This is a genomic window from Paraburkholderia sp. J10-1 (assembly GCF_905220165.1).
GTDB lineage: Bacteria > Pseudomonadota > Gammaproteobacteria > Burkholderiales > Burkholderiaceae > Paraburkholderia.
Genome location: NZ_CAJMYW010000009.1, coordinates 150,359 through 165,702, shown reverse-complemented (window position 1 = coordinate 165,702; position 15,344 = coordinate 150,359). Strand labels below are relative to the sequence as shown.

Genomic DNA, 15,344 nt, shown 5'->3' with positions numbered 1-15,344 from the left:
CGGTGTCTGGCCAACGGGGGCAGTGCCTCTCATGCTGGATTGGCTTGCCGCGTGACCACCGAACACTTCTGCACTCGCCACGCCTGAAGTATTGGTTTTGGCCCGGGTGACGACAATCAGCCCCGGCTGAGATTGATGTGTGATCTGTGCGCGGTGTGTCAGAAAAAACTGACACGAGGAGGGTGAAATGCTGAGTCGATCGAGCGACGACACGAGGGGGCGCGATCTGCCAGTTGATGCAGATCAGGCGCAGAAATGCGCTTCATGGCAGGCTCGCCTTAACGGCCCGCTGTGGGCCAGATTGGATGGAGGCGACAATGAAGACCGATCTGCAACTCAAGCATGACGTGGAAGCAGAGCTGGAGTGGGAACCTGCAGTGACCGCCGCGAATATCGGGGTCGAGGTGAAGGAAGGTGTCGTGACGCTCGCTGGGCACCTCGGAAGCCTTGGCGAGAAGGTCGCGGCCGAACAGGCGGTGCGCCGCGTGGGCGGCGTGCGCGCATTGGTGGTCGAACTGGATGTGCGCCTGCCGGGCGATGACTTCCGGACCGACGAGGATATCGCGCACATCGCGCGTTCCGTCTTGCGCTGGACAGCCGGACTGAGCGCGGACGCGGTCCAGGTGGAGGTCGAGCACGGTCACGTGGCGCTCAGGGGAACGGTTGACTGGCCGTGGCAGAGCCAGACCGCTGTGCGCGCGATGACCCAGTTGCGCGGTGTCGCGGGCGTGACGGATCACATTGAAGTCCGCAATCCGGTGGCGCCGGAAAAAATCAGCCATGACATTCTGGACGCGATGCGGCGGCATGCCGACCGCGAGGCGCGGCATATTCAGGTCACCGTGCATGAGGGCACGGTCAGGTTGTCCGGCAAGGTTCACTCGTTCGCCGAACGCTGCGTGGCGCGAGGGGCGGCATGGGCCGCGCCGGGCGTGCGCGCCGTGGTGGACGATCTGACTGTGGAGTGAGGCGGCGGTTGCTGCCTGGTGCGCGTGCCGATCGGCGCGATTTGCCGACGGCGCGCGCCAGTGCGAGAAAGCGCGATTGTGCGAGCCGTTGAGCGGCGAGGTCACCTTTCGCCAACGGTCGCCAATGTTCTACGTGGCGCGCCGCCGCGCAAGGCGGCGTATTTCGTGCGCAGCACGGGCAAGCCCGCGGCTTGCGCGAGAAGGGCACGGCCGCGCGGATGCGCGCCGACGGCGGCGATGACGAAGAACGAACCGGGCAGTGCGAGGATGACCAGGAAGATCAATCGCTTGTACATGATGGATCCCGCCAACGGGGCAACGAAAATGAAATCAGCTTAGGCATGGAGCGAGTCTCCGGCTTGACCTGTATCAGGGGAAATCCACCTGGCAGCGCCGCCATCGCCCCGCGCGGTCTCATTCGCGCACTGGGCCAACCTGGCAACACGATGCAGCGGCACGGCGCACGAGCGTCGGGAAATCGAACTGGACATTTGTGCCTTGACGCGCATTCACGAGAACGACGCGAGTCTGCCTCGTTCCCGCCGCGTACGCGGTGACCTGGTACCTGCCGGCTGGCAGCGAGACATAGAGGAACGGACCGAGCGTGCGCGTCTTGAGGACCGAAGCCCCGGAAGGCCCGATGATCTCCACATCCACGTCCGAAAGGAATTGGCCGCCTTGTGTCAGGAAGGACATCCTCAGGCTGTATTGGCCTGCGACGCTGCGCACCGCAGCCGCTTCATCGCTGCCCACACCCCCGGTGATATAGGCGACGCCATTCTGCACGGTCCGCGTCGCAGCCGCCTCTGTTTCAGCGGGAGCACTCTGCGCCGCGCAATAGTTAGGTCCAGGGCTTGTTGCCGCGACGAGGGCGACGGTCACGATAATTTCACAGGCAAGTTTCACGGAACGCTCCTCGTATAGGCCGCGGCCGGGCTTGTCACGGCAACAGCAACAGCAGCAGCATCCCGCGCCTCGCGTCGCCGCTTCTGATGCAAATCAAGGCATGCCGATGCCACGCGATCGGATGTCTCTTGATGCAAATCAATCGTGTGACGTGACTCGCTCCGAAGATGTGCGTCAGGCAAGGCGATGTGGCGCGGGATATCCGGCGGGTCAGGAGGCTGAGCATGTACGAGAAGATTCTGGTTGCATTTGATGGTAGTGAGACTTCGAAGCTGGCCCTCGCCGAGGCGCTGCGCATGGCGAAACTGACCGGCGCCCGGCTTTGCGTAGCGCACGTGATTGACGTCGTTGCGCCGTTCGGCATGGGGCTGACCTACGTTCCGGTGGAACTGCTCGCGTCGTATCGCGAAGAGGCCAAAGCGCGGCTCGCAGCGGCAGGCTCCGAAGCGAAGGCGGCGGGTGTGGACTGCGAGACGCAACTTGAGGAAGTGGGCGGCGTCACGCAAAGCGTGGCGGACTGTCTGCAAGCCTGTGCGTCGCGCTTTGGCGCGCAGCTCGTGGTGCTAGGCACGCATGGCCGGCGCGGCGTCAGGCGCGCCTTCCTCGGCAGCGTGGCCGAGGAGTTCGCGCGCAATGCGCCTTGTCCCGTGCTGCTCGTGCGCGGCGAGCCGGCGTGAGCCGCGGCGGCCCGCATTCGTTATGTCGGACGAACAGGGGAAGCGCACCATCCGCGATCTGACTGCGGGTTATGAGGACCGCACGGAGTACTTCGTCGAGCATCTTTCCGGCGCACTGGGGCGCATCGCGGCCGCGCAGTATCCGCGGCCCGTCATTGTGCGCATGAGCGACTTCAAGACCAATGAATACGCGAACCTGGTTGGCGGTGCACAGTTCGAGCCGAAGGAAGCGAACCCGATGCTCGGCTTTCGCGGTGCCTCACGCTACTACTCATCGTTGTACCGCGAAGGTTTCGCGCTCGAATGCCGGGCGATCCGCCGACTGCGCGAGGCGATGGGATTCACCAACGTCGTCGTGATGATTCCGTTCTGCCGCACGCCCGAGGAAGCCGATCGCGTGCTGGCGACGATGAAGGAGAACGGCCTCGAGCGCGGAGGCAACGGTCTGGAGGTCTACGTGATGTGCGAGATTCCGTCGAATGTCGTGCTGGCGCGCCAGTTCGCGCAGCGCTTCGACGGCTCTTCGATCGGCAGCAACGATCTCACGCAGCTCACGCTCGGTGTGGACCGCGACTCGGCGCAGCTCTCAGGGCTCTTCGACGAGCAAAGCGAAGCGGTCAAATGGATGGTGCGCAGGGTGATCGCCGAGGCCCATCATGCCGGCGCGAAGGTCGGCTTATGCGGCGAGGCGCCCGCGCATCATCCCGAGTTCGCCGCTTTCCTCGTCGAGTGCGGCATCGACTCGATTTCGGTGAGCCCCGACAGCTTCGTTGCGATCAAGCGGCGCGTCGCGGCCAGCGAGCCGGCGCTCGACGCAGATGCCGGCATGCCCGTGACCCGAGCGGAACGCTGGCCGCTGTAATCGGCGCACGGTGAATCGTGTCGGCGCTCCACGCGTTCTCGGAACGCGCAGAGGCTGTCACATCGATCGCGGCGTAAGACGGACAACCGTCTTGCGCCGCGTGATGCTTCGGTTCGACGTGTCGTCATGGCGTCACTGCCTGTCAGGCTGCGAGCATCCAACGCTGGTTCCACGGGCGCGGCCTGAGCCCCTGCATCAGGCTCGCCGCATTTCACGAGGAGCACTGATCGGTGTGTGTCTGCGCCACCAACCTGCCCCCAAAAACTTCTGATGCAGGTCAATTGCGCGCGAAGCGCCCCCATTAGATTGAACGAGGAACCCGGGCTGCCGTGCAACGCCGCAAGCGGTAGATTAGGCAACGGCGCTCAATCGACCAGGAGATCGACATGAAAGACACCCCTCAAAACATGCAGCTTGCGCCAATGTGCGTGATGAGCGTGGGCACGCGCATGGTGCAGCTGGGTCTGGAGGAGCTGCAGGCCGCGCTGGGGCTGCAGGCGAAGTGCGTGGAACGCGACCGTGTGGCGGCGCAACATGCCTGCGAGGCCCTACTGGATGCTCGCATGTACGATTCGGGGGCGCTCGTGCAGACGTGGCAAACCTTGGTGCGCGAGTACTTTGCGGCCAGCACGGCGCTATGCGAGCAAAGTCAGGATCTGAATGCGCGAAGCCAGGCGGCATTTGGGGCTTTGATGCGAGAGGCAGCAGTCGATTTCGAAAAAGCTTGCGTGCTTGCGCAGGCGCAGACCTCGCATCCGGCAGGCGCCCTGCTGCCGGCGGCCGACTGGATGACGTATCTCGGCCAGTTCGTGGGCTTGCGCCCGAACGGCGAGGCGATACCGGCGAAGCCCGCAAGCGGCTCCGTCTCAGCGAGTGCCTGATCGTCAGGAATCCGATTCGATAGACGATGCCCGCGCGAGCGCACCATGAAATCCGATACGCAACTGAAGCAGGACGTGCTGGACGAACTCGCGTTCGACTCCGCGCTCGACGCATCGCGCATCCGTGTCGAAGTGGCAAACGGGGTCGTGACGCTTGCGGGATCGGCGCCGTCGCTCGCCCAGACGCATGCCGCCGAACGCGTCGCGGGGCGCGCGAGCGGCGTGCGTTCCGTTCTTGCGCGCACGCGGGTCGAAGTGCCGGCCACCGACCCGCCCGGCGACGAAGCAATCGCGGATATGGCGCGCGCCGTACTGCACTGGACGGCAGGGGTGCCGCAACGGGCCGTGGAAGTCGAAGCGGTGAAGGGCCACCTCTTCTTGCGGGGGGCTGTCGAATGGGAGTGGCAGCGCGAGCTTGCGATCCGCTCGCTCTTGCGCTTGCGTGGCGTCACCGGAATCACGAGCCGTGTGGCGGCGCACCGGCGTATGGCCCCCCGCAAGATCAGCGAGCGTATCGGCCGAGCGCTGCTGCACTACGCCGAGGACGAGGCCACGCGCATCCATGTCGAAATCAGCGACGGCGTGGTGACGCTCAAGGGTACCGTTGCCTCGGAAGCCGAACGTGCCGTGGCGCGCGGTGCGGCGTGGGCACAGCCCGGCGTGAGCGCGGTCATCGACGAGCTCGTGCTTGCATGATGCCGCGGAGAAGCCCCGTGCCCAACAACCATCCCTCGAACGACACTGCGGCTTCTGCCACGCGCGCCGTCGGACGCGTGAGCGCCTTGCGCGGTGCGGTGCTGGACGTCGTGTTCGAAGCTGGGCCGCTGCCACCCGTCGAAGACGCGCTGTCGATCATTCGCGACGACGGCTCTCGCCTCACCGCGGAAGTCGAAGCGCATCTCGGCACCACCGTGCTGCGCGCGCTCGCCTTGCAGTCCACGGCGGGTTTGCGGCGCGGCGCCCGCGTCGAAGCGTACGGCGGGCCGCTCGAGGTTCCCGTGGGCGACGCGGTGCTCGGCCGGCTGCTCGACGTGAGCGGCGTGGTGCATGACGGCGGCGCGCCGCTCGACGCAGGCGTTCCGCGCCGCCCCATTCACCGCGCGTCGCCCCCGCTGGCGGCGCTGCGCGGTTCCACTGAGATCTTCACTACCGGCATCAAGGTGATCGATCTGCTCGCGCCGCTCGCGCAGGGCGGCAAGGCCGCGATGTTCGGCGGCGCGGGTGTCGGCAAGACCGTGCTGTTGATGGAGCTGATACATGCGATGGTCGAGCGCTACCAGGGCATCTCGGTGTTCGCGGGGGTCGGCGAGCGTTCGCGCGAGGGCCACGAGATGCTCTCGGATATGCGCGGATCGGACGTCCTCGAGCGTACGGTGCTGGTGTACGGTCAGATGAACGAGCCACCGGGCGCGCGCTGGCGCGTGCCACTCACGGCGCTCACGATCGCCGAGCACTTTCGCGACGAGAAGCGCCAGAACGTGCTGCTCATGATCGACAACGTGTTTCGCTTCGTGCAGGCGGGCGCGGAGGTGTCGGCGTCGCTTGGGCGCATGCCTTCGCGGGTCGGGTATCAGCCGACGCTCGCGAGCGAAGTGGCCGCGCTGCAGGAGCGCATCGTCTCGGTGGGCGATGCGGCGGTGACGGCCGTCGAGGCTGTCTACGTGCCTGCCGACGATTTCACCGATCCCGCCGTGGCGACGATCGCGGCGCACGTCGACAGCATGGTCGTACTCTCGCGCGCCATGGCGGCGGAGGGCATGTATCCGGCCATTGACCCGATCGCTTCGTCGTCGGTGCTGCTCGATCCGCTCGTTGTCGGCGCGGAGCACGCGGCGGTTGCGATCGAAGTGCGACGGCTCATCGAGCACCATCGCGAACTGCAGGACGTGATCGCGCTGCTTGGTGTCGAGGAACTGGGCGCCGAAGACCGTCTGCTCGTGCAACGCGCGCGTCGTTTGCAGCGCTTTCTCACGCAGCCGTTCACGGTCACAGAAGCATTCTCGGGACAGCCGGGCCGCTCGGTCTCGATTGCCGACACGCTGGCGGGCTGCAAGGCAATACTCGCCGGCGAGTGCGACGACTGGCAGGAGCGATCGTTCTTCATGGTCGGCACGCTCGACGAAGCGCGCGAGAAAGAGCGCGTTTCGGCAACAGCGGCCACATCGGCCGCACTCGCATAGGGGGCAAGCATGGCCGTGCTACTCGACCTGACGATCGCCACGCCGCTGGACATGGTGGTCAATCATGAGGTCGCCGGCTCCTTGCGCGCCGAGGACGAGAGCGGCTCGTTTGGCATACGTCCGGCACACGCGGACTTCATCACGATGCTGGTGCCTTCGGTGGTGCGCTGGGTCGGGCCGGACGGGCAACGGCGCTATTGCGCAGTGGACGGCGGCCTCTTGACGGTATCCGGCGGACGCACTGTGGCCGTTGCATGCCGCGAGGCGATCGTCGGCGATTCGCTCGAGCGCCTCGAGCGCGAAGTCGCCCGTGTGCGCGCGGCTCAGATCGACGCCGAGCGGCGAATGCGCGTGGAGACCGTGCGCCTGCATGCCCAGGCGGTGCGGCAGATGCTGTGTTATCTGCGCGGCCCAGGGGTGCCGGACGGACAGGAGATTACAGCGCCGCAGGAGCGAGGGCGATGAGTGATCCGTCAGGTGAGCACAACCACATGGCGCAGGCGGCGCGCGACGCCGCGCAGCGGCAGGCGCGTGGCCGCGCGCAACCGGAGCCGTCGCTCGGCAGCCGGCTCGGGCAGATCGGCATTCTCGGCTGGACCATCGTGTTGCCGACGCTGGCGGGGCTCGCGATCGGCCACATGCTCGACCGCTTTTTCGGCACGCGCGTGTTCTTCTCGGCGCCGATGCTCATGCTTGGCGCGGCGGCGGGTCTCTGGTTCGCATGGAAGTGGATGCATCGACAGGAGCGGGGTCATCAGGATGACTGAGCACTCGACGTTCTGGGCATGCGCGGCGGCTCTTGCCGCTGGAGTCGCGGCAGGGGCGGCGCACTTCGCCGCGCTGCGGTGGAACGCGCGGTATTTTGCGGCGGGCCGCATGGGTGTTGCGCTCGGCGCACAGGCCGTGCGCTGCGTGCTGACTGCGTTCATCCTGTTCGCACTCGCGCACGCGGGCTTCCCGGCGCTGCTCGCGGGGATGGCCGGGCTGCTGCTCGCTCGCCATGTCGTGCTACGCCAGGCGGTGCAGACATGATGAAAGCCTCGCCGCTCGCCACCACACCGCTCTGGCACCTCGGCGCGCTCTCGATCACGGCACCGGTCGTGGTCACGTGGGCCATCATGGCCTGCATGGCCGCCGCTGCGGTCTTGCTCACGCGGCGGCTCGTGCTTGCGCCTTCGAAGACGCAGACCGTGCTGGAACTGCTCGTCACCACGCTCGACGCCCAGATTCGCGACACGATCGAAGGCGACCCCGCCCCGTACCGTGCGCTGATCGGCACGCTATTTGTGTTCGTGCTGGCGGCGAACTGGTCGTCGCTGTTGCCGGGTATCGAGCCGCCGACCGCGCATCTCGAAACCGACGCCGCGCTCGCGCTGATCGTGTTTGCAGCAACCGTCTTTCACGGTCTGCGCACGCGCGGGCTGCGCGGCTATCTGGCGACCTTCGCCGAGCCGACGTGGGTCATGATCCCGCTGAACGTCGTGGAGCAGCTCACGCGCACCTTTTCGCTCGTCGTGCGCCTCTTCGGCAACGTGATGAGCGGCGTGTTCGTGGTCGGCATCGTGCTCTCCCTCGCGGGGTTGCTCGTGCCCATTCCGCTGATGGCGCTCGACCTTCTCACCGGCGCCGTGCAGGCCTACATATTCGCGGTGCTTGCGATGGTGTTCGTCGGCGCTGCGGCGGGTGGCGAGCGCTCGGGTCCCGGACATCGCGCACAGGAAAAGCCATGAATCTCATCGAAATCGTCAGCATTGCGGCCGCCGCGCTCGCGGTGTCGTTCGGCGCCATTGGTCCCGCGCTCGCCGAAGGCCGCGCCGTTGCCGCCGCCATGGACGCCATCGCGCGGCAGCCCGATTCCGCAGGCACCGTCTCGCGCACGCTGTTTGTCGGCCTTGCGATGATCGAAACAATGGCGATCTACTGCCTCGTGCTGGCACTTCTGCTGCTGTTCGCCAATCCGTTCGTCAAGTAGCGGGGCAGCACCATGCATATCGACTGGTCGACGCTCGCGCTGCAGACGGTCAATGCCCTCGTGCTGGTCTGGCTGCTTGCGCGCTTTTTGTTCCGCCCCGTGGCGGATATCGTTGCCGCGCGTCAGAAAGCGGCGCAGGCGCTGCTTGCGGATGCCGAGGCAAACCGCCGGGCAGCGCAGGCCGAGCACGACGCCGCGCGCGACGAAACCGCGCGGCTTGCGGCCTCCCGTGACGCAGCGCTTCGGGCCGCGCAGGCAGACGCCGAAGCGCACAAGGCGGCCCTGCTTGTGCAGGCGCGAGCCGAAGCCGCGCAACTGCGTGCCCAAGCTGAGAGCGAAATCGAACGCGGGCGCGCTGCGCAGGCGCGCGACATCGAGGACGACGCCGTACGGCTTGCGGTAGTGATTGCGGGCCGTCTTCTCGATCGCATGCCACCGGAGGCGCGTGTGCAGGGCTTCATTGGCGCGACGGCCGAGGCCCTGGCAACGCTGCCGCCCGAGACGCGCGCCGAATTCGGCGCCCAGGGCGAGCCGCTTGCGCTGGCTGCGCCGCGCGCGCTGAGCGCGGCCGAACAGCAAGCCTGCGAGGCGGCTTTCGGCGCGGTGCTCGGGCGCGACGTCACGCTGCGCGTGCGCGCTGACCCCACGCTGATCGCCGGGCTCGAACTCATGGGCGCGCACGCGGCGGTGCGCAATCATCTGCGACACGATCTCGACGCCATTCGCGAGACATTGCTGGAGCATGGTGGTGTGCGCGGCTGAATCCGGAGCGCGGAGCTGGCTATCGCGAGCGCAAGACGCGCTCGCTCGCGTGCGCATCGCGGCCGAGGCGCAAACCAACGGCTGCGTGGAGAGCGTGGCCGACGGCGTTGCGCGCATCGCGGGGCTCACCGATGTCGCACTCGACGAAACGGTGCGCTTCGCGAGTGGCGCGACGGGTTACGTGCGCACGCTCGACGCGCATCTGGCGAATGTGGTGCTGCTCGACGGCGCGACAGGTGTGGAGGCCGGGGAGCGTGTGGAGCGCACCGGCGCCGTGCTTCAGGTGCCGGTGGGCGAGGCGCTGCTTGGGCGCGTGATTGATCCGCTTGGGCGGCCGCTCGACTGCGGCGAGTTGCTCGCCGCCGAGGCATGGTTGCCTGTGGAGCGCCCCGCACCCGCCATCGTCGAGCGGGGCGCTGTGAGCGAGCCGCTGGAAACTGGCGTGCTGATCGTCGATGCGCTGTTCGCGATCGGGCGCGGCCAGCGCGAGCTCATCATCGGCGACCGCGCTACCGGCAAGACGTCGCTTGCGGTCGACGCGATCGTCAACCAGCGCGCGAGCGACGTGATCTGCGTGTACGTCGCCGTGGGACAGCGCGCCACGGCGGTGCAGCGCGTGATCGATGCCGTGCGCGCGCGCGGCGCGCCGCAGCGGTGCGTGTTCGTGGTGGCACCTTCTTCGGCTTCGCCTGGCATGCAATGGATCGCGCCGTTCGCGGGGTTCTCGGTCGCCGAGTATTTTCGCGACCGTGGCCGGCACGCGCTGGTCGTGATCGACGATCTTTCGAAGCACGCCGCCACACACCGCGAACTGGCTCTGCTTACCGGCGAGCCGCCCGGGCGCGAGGCCTACCCCGGTGACATCTTCTATCTGCATGCAAGGCTGCTGGAGCGTGCGGCGAGGTTGAGCCCCGAACTGGGCGGCGGCTCGCTCACTGCACTGCCGATTGCCGAGACCGACGCGGGCAATCTTTCGGCTTATATTCCAACCAACCTGATTTCGATCACCGACGGCCAGCTCGTGATGGATGCGGCGCTGTTCGCGTCGAACCAGCGCCCTGCGGTCAACGTGGGATTGAGCGTGAGCCGCGTGGGCGGCAAGGCGCAAGTGAGCGCACTGCGGAGGGTGGCGGGGCGGCTGAGGATCGACTACGCGCAGTTTCTCGAGCTGGAGATGTTCGCGCGCTTTGGCGGCCTCACGGACGTGCGTGTGAGTGCGCAGATTGCGCGCGGCGAGCGCATTCGCGCGTTGCTCGCGCAGCCGCGCTTCAACCCGCTTGGCACTGCCGGGCAGGTCGCGCTGCTCGGAGCGCTCGCCGATGGCGAGTTCGATGCGCTGCCCGTGAGCGCCGTTGCAAAGATCCGCGAGCGTCTTGCAGTTGACGATTCGGATGGCGAATCATCCCAAAACGTTGCCGCGTTGCGCGAACGGGTGCGTGAATGCATCGCGGGCATTGTGCGCGACGAAGCCGGCGCGGGCCGTGTCGCGCCTGGCGAGGAGGCGATATGAGCGGCAAGCTCGGCGAGGTCGAAGCCCGGATCGGCGCGACCCATCAGCTGGAAGCCGTGGTCGGCGCCATGCGCGGGATTGCCGCGGCGCGCTCGCGCGACGCCCACGCGCGGCTCGCCGGTATCCGCGCGTGCGCAGCAGCGGCTGGAGCAGCGATTGGGGACGTCCTTGCGTTTGACCCCTCGAGTGCGTTGCCGGGCGCTGCGAACTCGGGCGACGGCGCCGAGGTGCGCATCGTCATCGGTGCGGAGCAGGGTTTCGTCGGCGGTCTCAACGACCGGATTGCGGAAGAAGCCCTGCTCCGCCCTCGCGAGCGCGTCGGTCACTGGCTGCTGGTCGGCACACGGCTCGTGAGCGCATGCGCGCAGCGTGGTCTCGCACAGGCCTGGTCAGTGCCGATGGCCGCGCATCCGGCAGCCGTCCCCCGTCTCGCGGCCCGCGTGTCCGATGCGCTTTACGCCCGGCTTGCCGATGGCGAGCGCGCGACACGCGTCACGCTCACGTACGCGCTGCCTGGCGAGTCGCGTCTGCGCGTCGTGCAGCGCACACTCATTCCGTTCGATTTCGCGCGCTTTCATGTGACACCTCGCGCGTTGCCGCCGCTCGTCAACGTGGCGCCCGCGCGGATTCTTGCGCGGCTCGTCGGGCTTTATGTGTCGTTCGAACTGTGCGAGGCGCTGATGCTCGCGTTCGCGGCCGAGAATGAGGCACGCGTACGCGCAATGCTTGCCGCGCGCACGAACGTGCAAGCGCGGCTGGCCAGCCTTTCGCAACAGTATCGTGCGATGCGCCAGGATGAGATCACCGCGGAAATCGTCGAACTGACCACCGGACGCGAGGCGGCGCAGCGCGCAATGGATTGATCGATATCAGCCGCGCGGCGTCGCGCCGAGCGATGCTTGAGGCGGAGCAACCGGGCGGAAAGCTCGAGAGGAGGCCGCAATGAAATCCGATGAAGCACTGAGAGACGAGGTGGCGCGCAAACTCGCGTGGGACCCCGAGGTGGATATCTCGCGCGTCGATGTCAGCGTACAGGACCGTATCGTGACGTTGTCGGGCACGGTGCCCGGTTACGCGCAAAAAATGGCCGTCCGGCGAGCTGTCGAGCGGGTGGCGGGTTGCCGCGCGATCGTCTTCGAGCTTACGGTTGCGCCGCCGCCGAAGCTTCAGCATTCGGATGTCGATCTCGCCGAAGCCATCGTGATCGCACTGCGCTGGCAGGCGGGTCTTGCCGAAAGCCAGGTTCACATCGAGGTGGATCGCGGCTGCGTGACGCTCGTGGGCGAAGTGGACTGGGGCTATCAACGGAATCTGGCCGAGAAGGTCGTTAGCCGCATGCGCGGCGTGATGGGCGTGGTCAACCGGATCGCAGTGCGCAACAGCGACGCTGTGGCTGATGTTGCGGGGCACATTTCGGCGGCGCTCGCGCGCCGCGCACAGCGGGAGTTTGCCGGCATTCATGTCACGGTCGAAGACGGCGTGGCGACGCTCAGCGGCAAGGTGTCTTCGCTGCGCGACCGTCGCGCCGCATGTGGCGCCGGCTGGGCGACGCGTCGTGTGCGGCGCGTAGTGGACGAACTGGTCGTCGAGTGAACTGGAGCGCGCGCGGGGCGATCCTCGCAGGGTTGACGTGTGTCAATCGGATGGCGGCGGGCGCGCGCAGGATGAACCTGTCCGTGCTGCGGTTTTTTTAGAAGGAGCTATCGCCATGCAGAAACACCTGATCGTGGTCGCGCACCCGGTGGAAGACAGCTTCACGATGAACGTGACGCGTGACTATGTTGGTGAACTGGTCCGCATTGGCCATGACGTGCGCGTTCATGACCTGTACCGGATGGGGTTCGATCCCGTGCTCTCCGCCGAGGAGCTGACCGAAGGAAGCGATGTACGGGTTCGCATGGCCGACGTCCTGATCGCGCAGAAAGACGTGCTCGCGGCAGATGTCGTGACGGTCATCTATCCGCTCTGGTGGATGGCGATGCCCGCGATGATGAAGGGCTATATCGATCGCGTGTTCAGCCGCGGCTTCGCGTACGAGACCCAGCCGGACGGCGTGCACGGCTTGCTGTCGGGACGCCGTGCCGTCGTGGTGACGGTCTCGGCCGCGCCGCTGGCCTCGTTCGTGGCGGACGGCCGGTGGCAGGCGATGCAGCTGTTGCAGGATACGCATGTTTTTCGTGCGTCCGGTTTCGACGTGATCGGACACCTCCACTTCGACGAAGTCGGGCCGGCGATGCCTCCCGCTGTGGCCTCCGCCAACCTCGCGCGGGTGCGTGAATTTGTGCGCGGGCATTTCGCTTCGGTCCCGGCGGCGTGAAACCGCGGCGGCAAGCAATCAGGAGTCGAATGCAATGAAATCCGATATGGAATTGAAGCGTGAAATCGAGATTGAGATCGCGTGCGACCGGTCTATCCAACCGGCGACGATCGGCGTGGAGGTCTCGAATGGCCTGGTGACGCTGTCGGGCCATCCGGCGAGCTACGCGGCGAAGCTCGCCGCGCAACAGGCGGCCGCCCGGGTTGCGGGTGTGCGCGGCATCGTCGTGGAGATGGAAGTGCGCCTGCCTCGGCACGACGAACGCAGCGATGAAGAGATCGCCGGCACGGCGCGCTCGATCCTCGAATGGACAGTTGGCCTGAACAATCAGGATGTTCAATTGGAGGTCGAAAAGGGCTGCGTCACGTTACTTGGCGAGTGTGACTGGGGGTACCAGAGCCATGCCGCGCAGCAAGCGATCGCACATTTGCGTGGTGTGAGGGCCGTGAACGACAAGATTCGCATCCGTGGCGAAACGTCGGCAGAAGACATCGCACGGGAGATTCGCGCCGCGATCAGTCGGCACGGGGAGCGGGAGGCGAAACATGTCGAGATCAAGATCGAGGGCGGCACGGTCACCTTGAGCGGCAAAGTCGCCTCGCACGCCGAGCGCAAGCTCGTCTACGGAGCGGCCAAAGCCACGCCGGGCGTGCATACGATCGTTGACCTCCTGAACGTCGAATGAACGAGGAAACACCGGTATGGAACGCTTCTTCCGCCGATTCGAGCGCCTCGCGTTCGGCGTGGTAACGGCCGCGGCCGTCGTCTGTACCGCCGTTCTTCTTGTCCACCGGTTCGGCGACGCGCTGGTGCCGGACTTCGAGCCCTGGCACGCGACGAGCGCGGACGGCCCGTTTGCGCTCGTGTGTAAAAAGGGGCGTCACGCTGGCTCGTGCGAACAGTTGCTTGCCATATGGACGGAGGTGCAATGAACGCCGCCACGCTGTGTACACGTGAAGTCGCCACCTGCGACCCGCAAACCTCCATCGTCGAAGCCGCGGCGAGAATGCGCGCGCTGCACGCGGGCGATCTGGTCGTTGTGCGAGATGACGGAGGCGTGCGCGTGCCGCTCGGTGTGCTGACCGATCGGGACATTGTGCTGGCGGTGGTGAGCCCTGACGCGGGCGCGGACAAGCTGTACGCCGGCGACGTGATGTCGACGCCTGCGCTGGTCGCCGATGACGGCGACGATATCTGGCTGCTCGCCAGGTGAATGCGGCTGCATGGGGTGCGCCGGTTGCCCGTGGTCGGCGCAGGCGGCGGACTGATCGGCATCATTTCGCTCGACGATCTGATGCACGCGGCCGCCAACCTGCTTGACGAGCTGCGCCGCATTTCGGCGCGCCAGCCTCATCTCGAAGTGAAGCGCCGCGCGTAGCGCGACGTGGTTTGCATCGGTGAAACATGATGGAGGTCGCCTTGAACGCACCATCTCGCATACTCGTGGTCTTCTATTCGCGCAGCGAGACGACGGCGGAGATTGCCGGGCGGCTCGCTGCCGAACTCGAAGGGGACTACGAACGGTTGTACGAGGTCGAATTCCGGCGCCGAGTCGGTCCCCTGGGCTTCCTGCTTTCGATCCTCGACGTGGTCCGCAAGCACCCCGCGCACCTGCAACCAATGAGCCATACGCTCGTCAACTACGACGTCATCCTGGTCGGTACGCCGGTATGGGCGGCGCGCGCGTCGACGCCGGTGGCGACGTGGCTCTCGCTACACTGGCATCAGACGCGCACGGTGGCGTTCTTTTGCACGATGGGCGGCCGCGGCAGTGAAGAGGCATTCGCGCAGATGGCGCAGCTCGCGCGGCGTGCGCCAATTGCAACCTGTGCGATCTCCGCGCGAGACATGCAGACCGACGCGGCAGTCGAGAAGGTTGCCCGCTTCGTGCTGGCGGTCAAGGATGCACTCGTCGCGCGCGAGCACGAGGCGGCGTCCAGATGAGCCTTGCGTAGGAGCAACGTATGCGCTTAGCAGCGTTTCGATTATGTTCTGGCAGGCGGCGGCATTGCGAGCGTGACGGCTGCGCGCTCGCTGCGCCATGAGGAGCCGGGTGCGAGCGTCGCGATCCTGTGTGGCGAACCCGTGCTCCCGTATCGGCGGCCGCCGCTACGAAGGGCTTCCTCACGGGAATGGGCATGGGTTTCATATACAGCGGCGGAAACATGGCGTGGCCGGGCGTATGCGTGCGCCATCGGCTTAACCACAGCACGGACGGCGGCGCGCCACAAGCGTTGATCCAGGTCAGCGTGTCCTCGCCTGGCAGGGGCGAGCGGGCGATTGAACGAGGTCAACCCGGCCGAGATGAG

Annotated in this window: 22 protein-coding genes and 1 pseudogene; 21 read left to right on the top strand and 2 right to left on the bottom strand. The window is 66.6% G+C overall.

Features of this window, described 5'->3' with window-relative positions; genetic code table 11:
* Window positions 1-317 precede the first annotated feature (317 nt).
* Entirely contained in the window at window positions 318-968 is a 651-nt protein-coding gene (locus tag U5A65_RS26095; protein WP_321948225.1) for a BON domain-containing protein, read from the top strand.
* Between the two features lie 101 nt (window positions 969-1,069).
* On the opposite strand, the gene U5A65_RS26090 is transcribed toward U5A65_RS26095, so the two are convergent.
* Window positions 1,070-1,264 (bottom strand): hypothetical protein, encoded by a 195-nt coding sequence (locus U5A65_RS26090; RefSeq protein ID WP_321948224.1) that lies wholly within the window; start codon window positions 1,262-1,264, stop codon window positions 1,070-1,072.
* A gap of 118 nt (window positions 1,265-1,382) precedes the next feature.
* Window positions 1,383-1,874, bottom strand: a complete 492-nt coding sequence (locus U5A65_RS26085; RefSeq protein ID WP_321948222.1) for a carboxypeptidase regulatory-like domain-containing protein — start codon at window positions 1,872-1,874, stop codon at window positions 1,383-1,385.
* Between the two features lie 224 nt (window positions 1,875-2,098).
* On the opposite strand from U5A65_RS26085, the gene U5A65_RS26080 reads away from it, so the two are divergent.
* The 20 genes and pseudogenes from U5A65_RS26080 (at window position 2,099) to U5A65_RS25985 (ending at window position 14,979) form a co-directional block, all read left to right on the top strand.
* Window positions 2,099-2,551: a universal stress protein gene (locus U5A65_RS26080; protein WP_321948221.1), complete on the top strand. Its 453-nt coding sequence runs from the start codon at window positions 2,099-2,101 to the stop codon at window positions 2,549-2,551.
* Window positions 2,552-2,573: 22 nt separating this feature from the next.
* Window positions 2,574-3,413: pseudogene (locus U5A65_RS26075) on the top strand (putative PEP-binding protein); the annotation flags it as partial.
* Between the two features lie 386 nt (window positions 3,414-3,799).
* Entirely contained in the window at window positions 3,800-4,294 is a 495-nt protein-coding gene (locus U5A65_RS26070) for a hypothetical protein (protein ID WP_321948219.1), read from the top strand.
* Window positions 4,295-4,339: 45 nt separating this feature from the next.
* Window positions 4,340-4,990, top strand: a complete 651-nt coding sequence (locus U5A65_RS26065; protein ID WP_321948218.1) for a BON domain-containing protein — start codon at window positions 4,340-4,342, stop codon at window positions 4,988-4,990.
* Window positions 4,991-5,007: 17 nt separating this feature from the next.
* Window positions 5,008-6,474, top strand: coding sequence for a F0F1 ATP synthase subunit beta (gene atpD / locus U5A65_RS26060; protein WP_415765622.1), 1,467 nt, complete (start codon window positions 5,008-5,010; stop codon window positions 6,472-6,474).
* A 9-nt stretch (window positions 6,475-6,483) separates the two neighbouring features.
* A complete protein-coding gene (locus U5A65_RS26055) occupies window positions 6,484-6,939 on the top strand; it encodes a F0F1 ATP synthase subunit epsilon (RefSeq protein WP_321948216.1) in 456 nt (151 codons plus the stop codon).
* Entirely contained in the window at window positions 6,936-7,241 is a 306-nt protein-coding gene (locus U5A65_RS26050) for an AtpZ/AtpI family protein (protein ID WP_415765620.1), read from the top strand. Before U5A65_RS26055 ends, U5A65_RS26050 begins: the two co-directional genes overlap by 4 nt.
* The gene (locus U5A65_RS26045) at window positions 7,234-7,506 is read left to right on the top strand and encodes an ATP synthase subunit I (protein WP_321948212.1); all 273 of its coding nucleotides are present in this window, start codon (window positions 7,234-7,236) and stop codon (window positions 7,504-7,506) included. Before U5A65_RS26050 ends, U5A65_RS26045 begins: the two co-directional genes overlap by 8 nt.
* A complete protein-coding gene (locus U5A65_RS26040) occupies window positions 7,506-8,204 on the top strand; it encodes a F0F1 ATP synthase subunit A (RefSeq protein WP_321948470.1) in 699 nt (232 codons plus the stop codon). Before U5A65_RS26045 ends, U5A65_RS26040 begins: the two co-directional genes overlap by 1 nt.
* Entirely contained in the window at window positions 8,201-8,446 is a 246-nt protein-coding gene (locus U5A65_RS26035) for a F0F1 ATP synthase subunit C (RefSeq protein ID WP_321915692.1), read from the top strand. The genes U5A65_RS26040 and U5A65_RS26035 overlap by 4 nt, the downstream gene beginning before the upstream one ends.
* A gap of 12 nt (window positions 8,447-8,458) precedes the next feature.
* The gene (locus U5A65_RS26030; RefSeq protein ID WP_321948210.1) at window positions 8,459-9,208 is read left to right on the top strand and encodes a F0F1 ATP synthase subunit B; all 750 of its coding nucleotides are present in this window, start codon (window positions 8,459-8,461) and stop codon (window positions 9,206-9,208) included.
* Window positions 9,189-10,718 carry a F0F1 ATP synthase subunit alpha gene (locus U5A65_RS26025; RefSeq protein ID WP_321948209.1) on the top strand — a complete coding sequence of 510 codons (1,530 nt, stop codon included), beginning with the start codon at window positions 9,189-9,191 and terminating at the stop codon, window positions 10,716-10,718. The genes U5A65_RS26030 and U5A65_RS26025 overlap by 20 nt, the downstream gene beginning before the upstream one ends.
* Entirely contained in the window at window positions 10,715-11,581 is an 867-nt protein-coding gene (locus tag U5A65_RS26020; protein ID WP_321948207.1) for a FoF1 ATP synthase subunit gamma, read from the top strand. The genes U5A65_RS26025 and U5A65_RS26020 overlap by 4 nt, the downstream gene beginning before the upstream one ends.
* Before the next feature lie 79 nt (window positions 11,582-11,660).
* A complete protein-coding gene (locus U5A65_RS26015; RefSeq protein WP_321948205.1) occupies window positions 11,661-12,311 on the top strand; it encodes a BON domain-containing protein in 651 nt (216 codons plus the stop codon).
* Window positions 12,312-12,426: 115 nt separating this feature from the next.
* Window positions 12,427-13,035, top strand: a complete 609-nt coding sequence (locus U5A65_RS26010; RefSeq protein WP_321948204.1) for an NAD(P)H-dependent oxidoreductase — start codon at window positions 12,427-12,429, stop codon at window positions 13,033-13,035.
* A gap of 34 nt (window positions 13,036-13,069) precedes the next feature.
* Window positions 13,070-13,720, top strand: a complete 651-nt coding sequence (locus tag U5A65_RS26005; RefSeq protein ID WP_321948202.1) for a BON domain-containing protein — start codon at window positions 13,070-13,072, stop codon at window positions 13,718-13,720.
* A gap of 16 nt (window positions 13,721-13,736) precedes the next feature.
* The gene (locus tag U5A65_RS26000) at window positions 13,737-13,967 is read left to right on the top strand and encodes a hypothetical protein (RefSeq protein ID WP_321948200.1); all 231 of its coding nucleotides are present in this window, start codon (window positions 13,737-13,739) and stop codon (window positions 13,965-13,967) included.
* Window positions 13,964-14,248 carry a CBS domain-containing protein gene (locus U5A65_RS25995; protein WP_321948198.1) on the top strand — a complete coding sequence of 95 codons (285 nt, stop codon included), beginning with the start codon at window positions 13,964-13,966 and terminating at the stop codon, window positions 14,246-14,248. The genes U5A65_RS26000 and U5A65_RS25995 overlap by 4 nt, the downstream gene beginning before the upstream one ends.
* Window positions 14,249-14,413 (top strand): CBS domain-containing protein, encoded by a 165-nt coding sequence (locus U5A65_RS25990; RefSeq protein WP_321948196.1) that lies wholly within the window; start codon window positions 14,249-14,251, stop codon window positions 14,411-14,413.
* Window positions 14,414-14,454: 41 nt separating this feature from the next.
* Complete coding sequence (locus U5A65_RS25985; RefSeq protein WP_321948194.1) at window positions 14,455-14,979, top strand: flavodoxin; 525 nt, start codon at window positions 14,455-14,457, stop codon at window positions 14,977-14,979.
* Window positions 14,980-15,344: the final 365 nt, after the last annotated feature.

Bases quoted from the DNA above. Each gene is read 5' to 3' on its own strand.
- U5A65_RS26095 (WP_321948225.1), top strand. From the start codon at position 318: ATGAAGACCGATCTGCAACTCAAGCATGACGTGGAAGCAGAGCTGGAG.
- U5A65_RS26005 (WP_321948202.1), top strand. From the start codon at position 13,070: ATGAAATCCGATATGGAATTGAAGCGTGAAATCGAGATTGAGATCGCG.
- U5A65_RS26080 (WP_321948221.1), top strand. From the start codon at position 2,099: ATGTACGAGAAGATTCTGGTTGCATTTGATGGTAGTGAGACTTCGAAG.
- U5A65_RS26015 (WP_321948205.1), top strand. From the start codon at position 11,661: ATGAAATCCGATGAAGCACTGAGAGACGAGGTGGCGCGCAAACTCGCG.
- U5A65_RS26040 (WP_321948470.1), top strand. From the start codon at position 7,506: ATGAAAGCCTCGCCGCTCGCCACCACACCGCTCTGGCACCTCGGCGCG.
- U5A65_RS25990 (WP_321948196.1), top strand. From the start codon at position 14,249: ATGCGGCTGCATGGGGTGCGCCGGTTGCCCGTGGTCGGCGCAGGCGGC.
- U5A65_RS26050 (WP_415765620.1), top strand. From the start codon at position 6,936: ATGAGTGATCCGTCAGGTGAGCACAACCACATGGCGCAGGCGGCGCGC.
- U5A65_RS26010 (WP_321948204.1), top strand. From the start codon at position 12,427: ATGCAGAAACACCTGATCGTGGTCGCGCACCCGGTGGAAGACAGCTTC.
- U5A65_RS26090 (WP_321948224.1), bottom strand. From the start codon at position 1,264: ATGTACAAGCGATTGATCTTCCTGGTCATCCTCGCACTGCCCGGTTCG.
- U5A65_RS26000 (WP_321948200.1), top strand. From the start codon at position 13,737: ATGGAACGCTTCTTCCGCCGATTCGAGCGCCTCGCGTTCGGCGTGGTA.
- U5A65_RS26035 (WP_321915692.1), top strand. From the start codon at position 8,201: ATGAATCTCATCGAAATCGTCAGCATTGCGGCCGCCGCGCTCGCGGTG.
- U5A65_RS25995 (WP_321948198.1), top strand. From the start codon at position 13,964: ATGAACGCCGCCACGCTGTGTACACGTGAAGTCGCCACCTGCGACCCG.
- U5A65_RS26025 (WP_321948209.1), top strand. From the start codon at position 9,189: ATGGTGGTGTGCGCGGCTGAATCCGGAGCGCGGAGCTGGCTATCGCGA.
- U5A65_RS26070 (WP_321948219.1), top strand. From the start codon at position 3,800: ATGAAAGACACCCCTCAAAACATGCAGCTTGCGCCAATGTGCGTGATG.
- U5A65_RS26020 (WP_321948207.1), top strand. From the start codon at position 10,715: ATGAGCGGCAAGCTCGGCGAGGTCGAAGCCCGGATCGGCGCGACCCAT.
- U5A65_RS26030 (WP_321948210.1), top strand. From the start codon at position 8,459: ATGCATATCGACTGGTCGACGCTCGCGCTGCAGACGGTCAATGCCCTC.
- U5A65_RS26045 (WP_321948212.1), top strand. From the start codon at position 7,234: ATGACTGAGCACTCGACGTTCTGGGCATGCGCGGCGGCTCTTGCCGCT.
- U5A65_RS26065 (WP_321948218.1), top strand. From the start codon at position 4,340: ATGAAATCCGATACGCAACTGAAGCAGGACGTGCTGGACGAACTCGCG.
- U5A65_RS26055 (WP_321948216.1), top strand. From the start codon at position 6,484: ATGGCCGTGCTACTCGACCTGACGATCGCCACGCCGCTGGACATGGTG.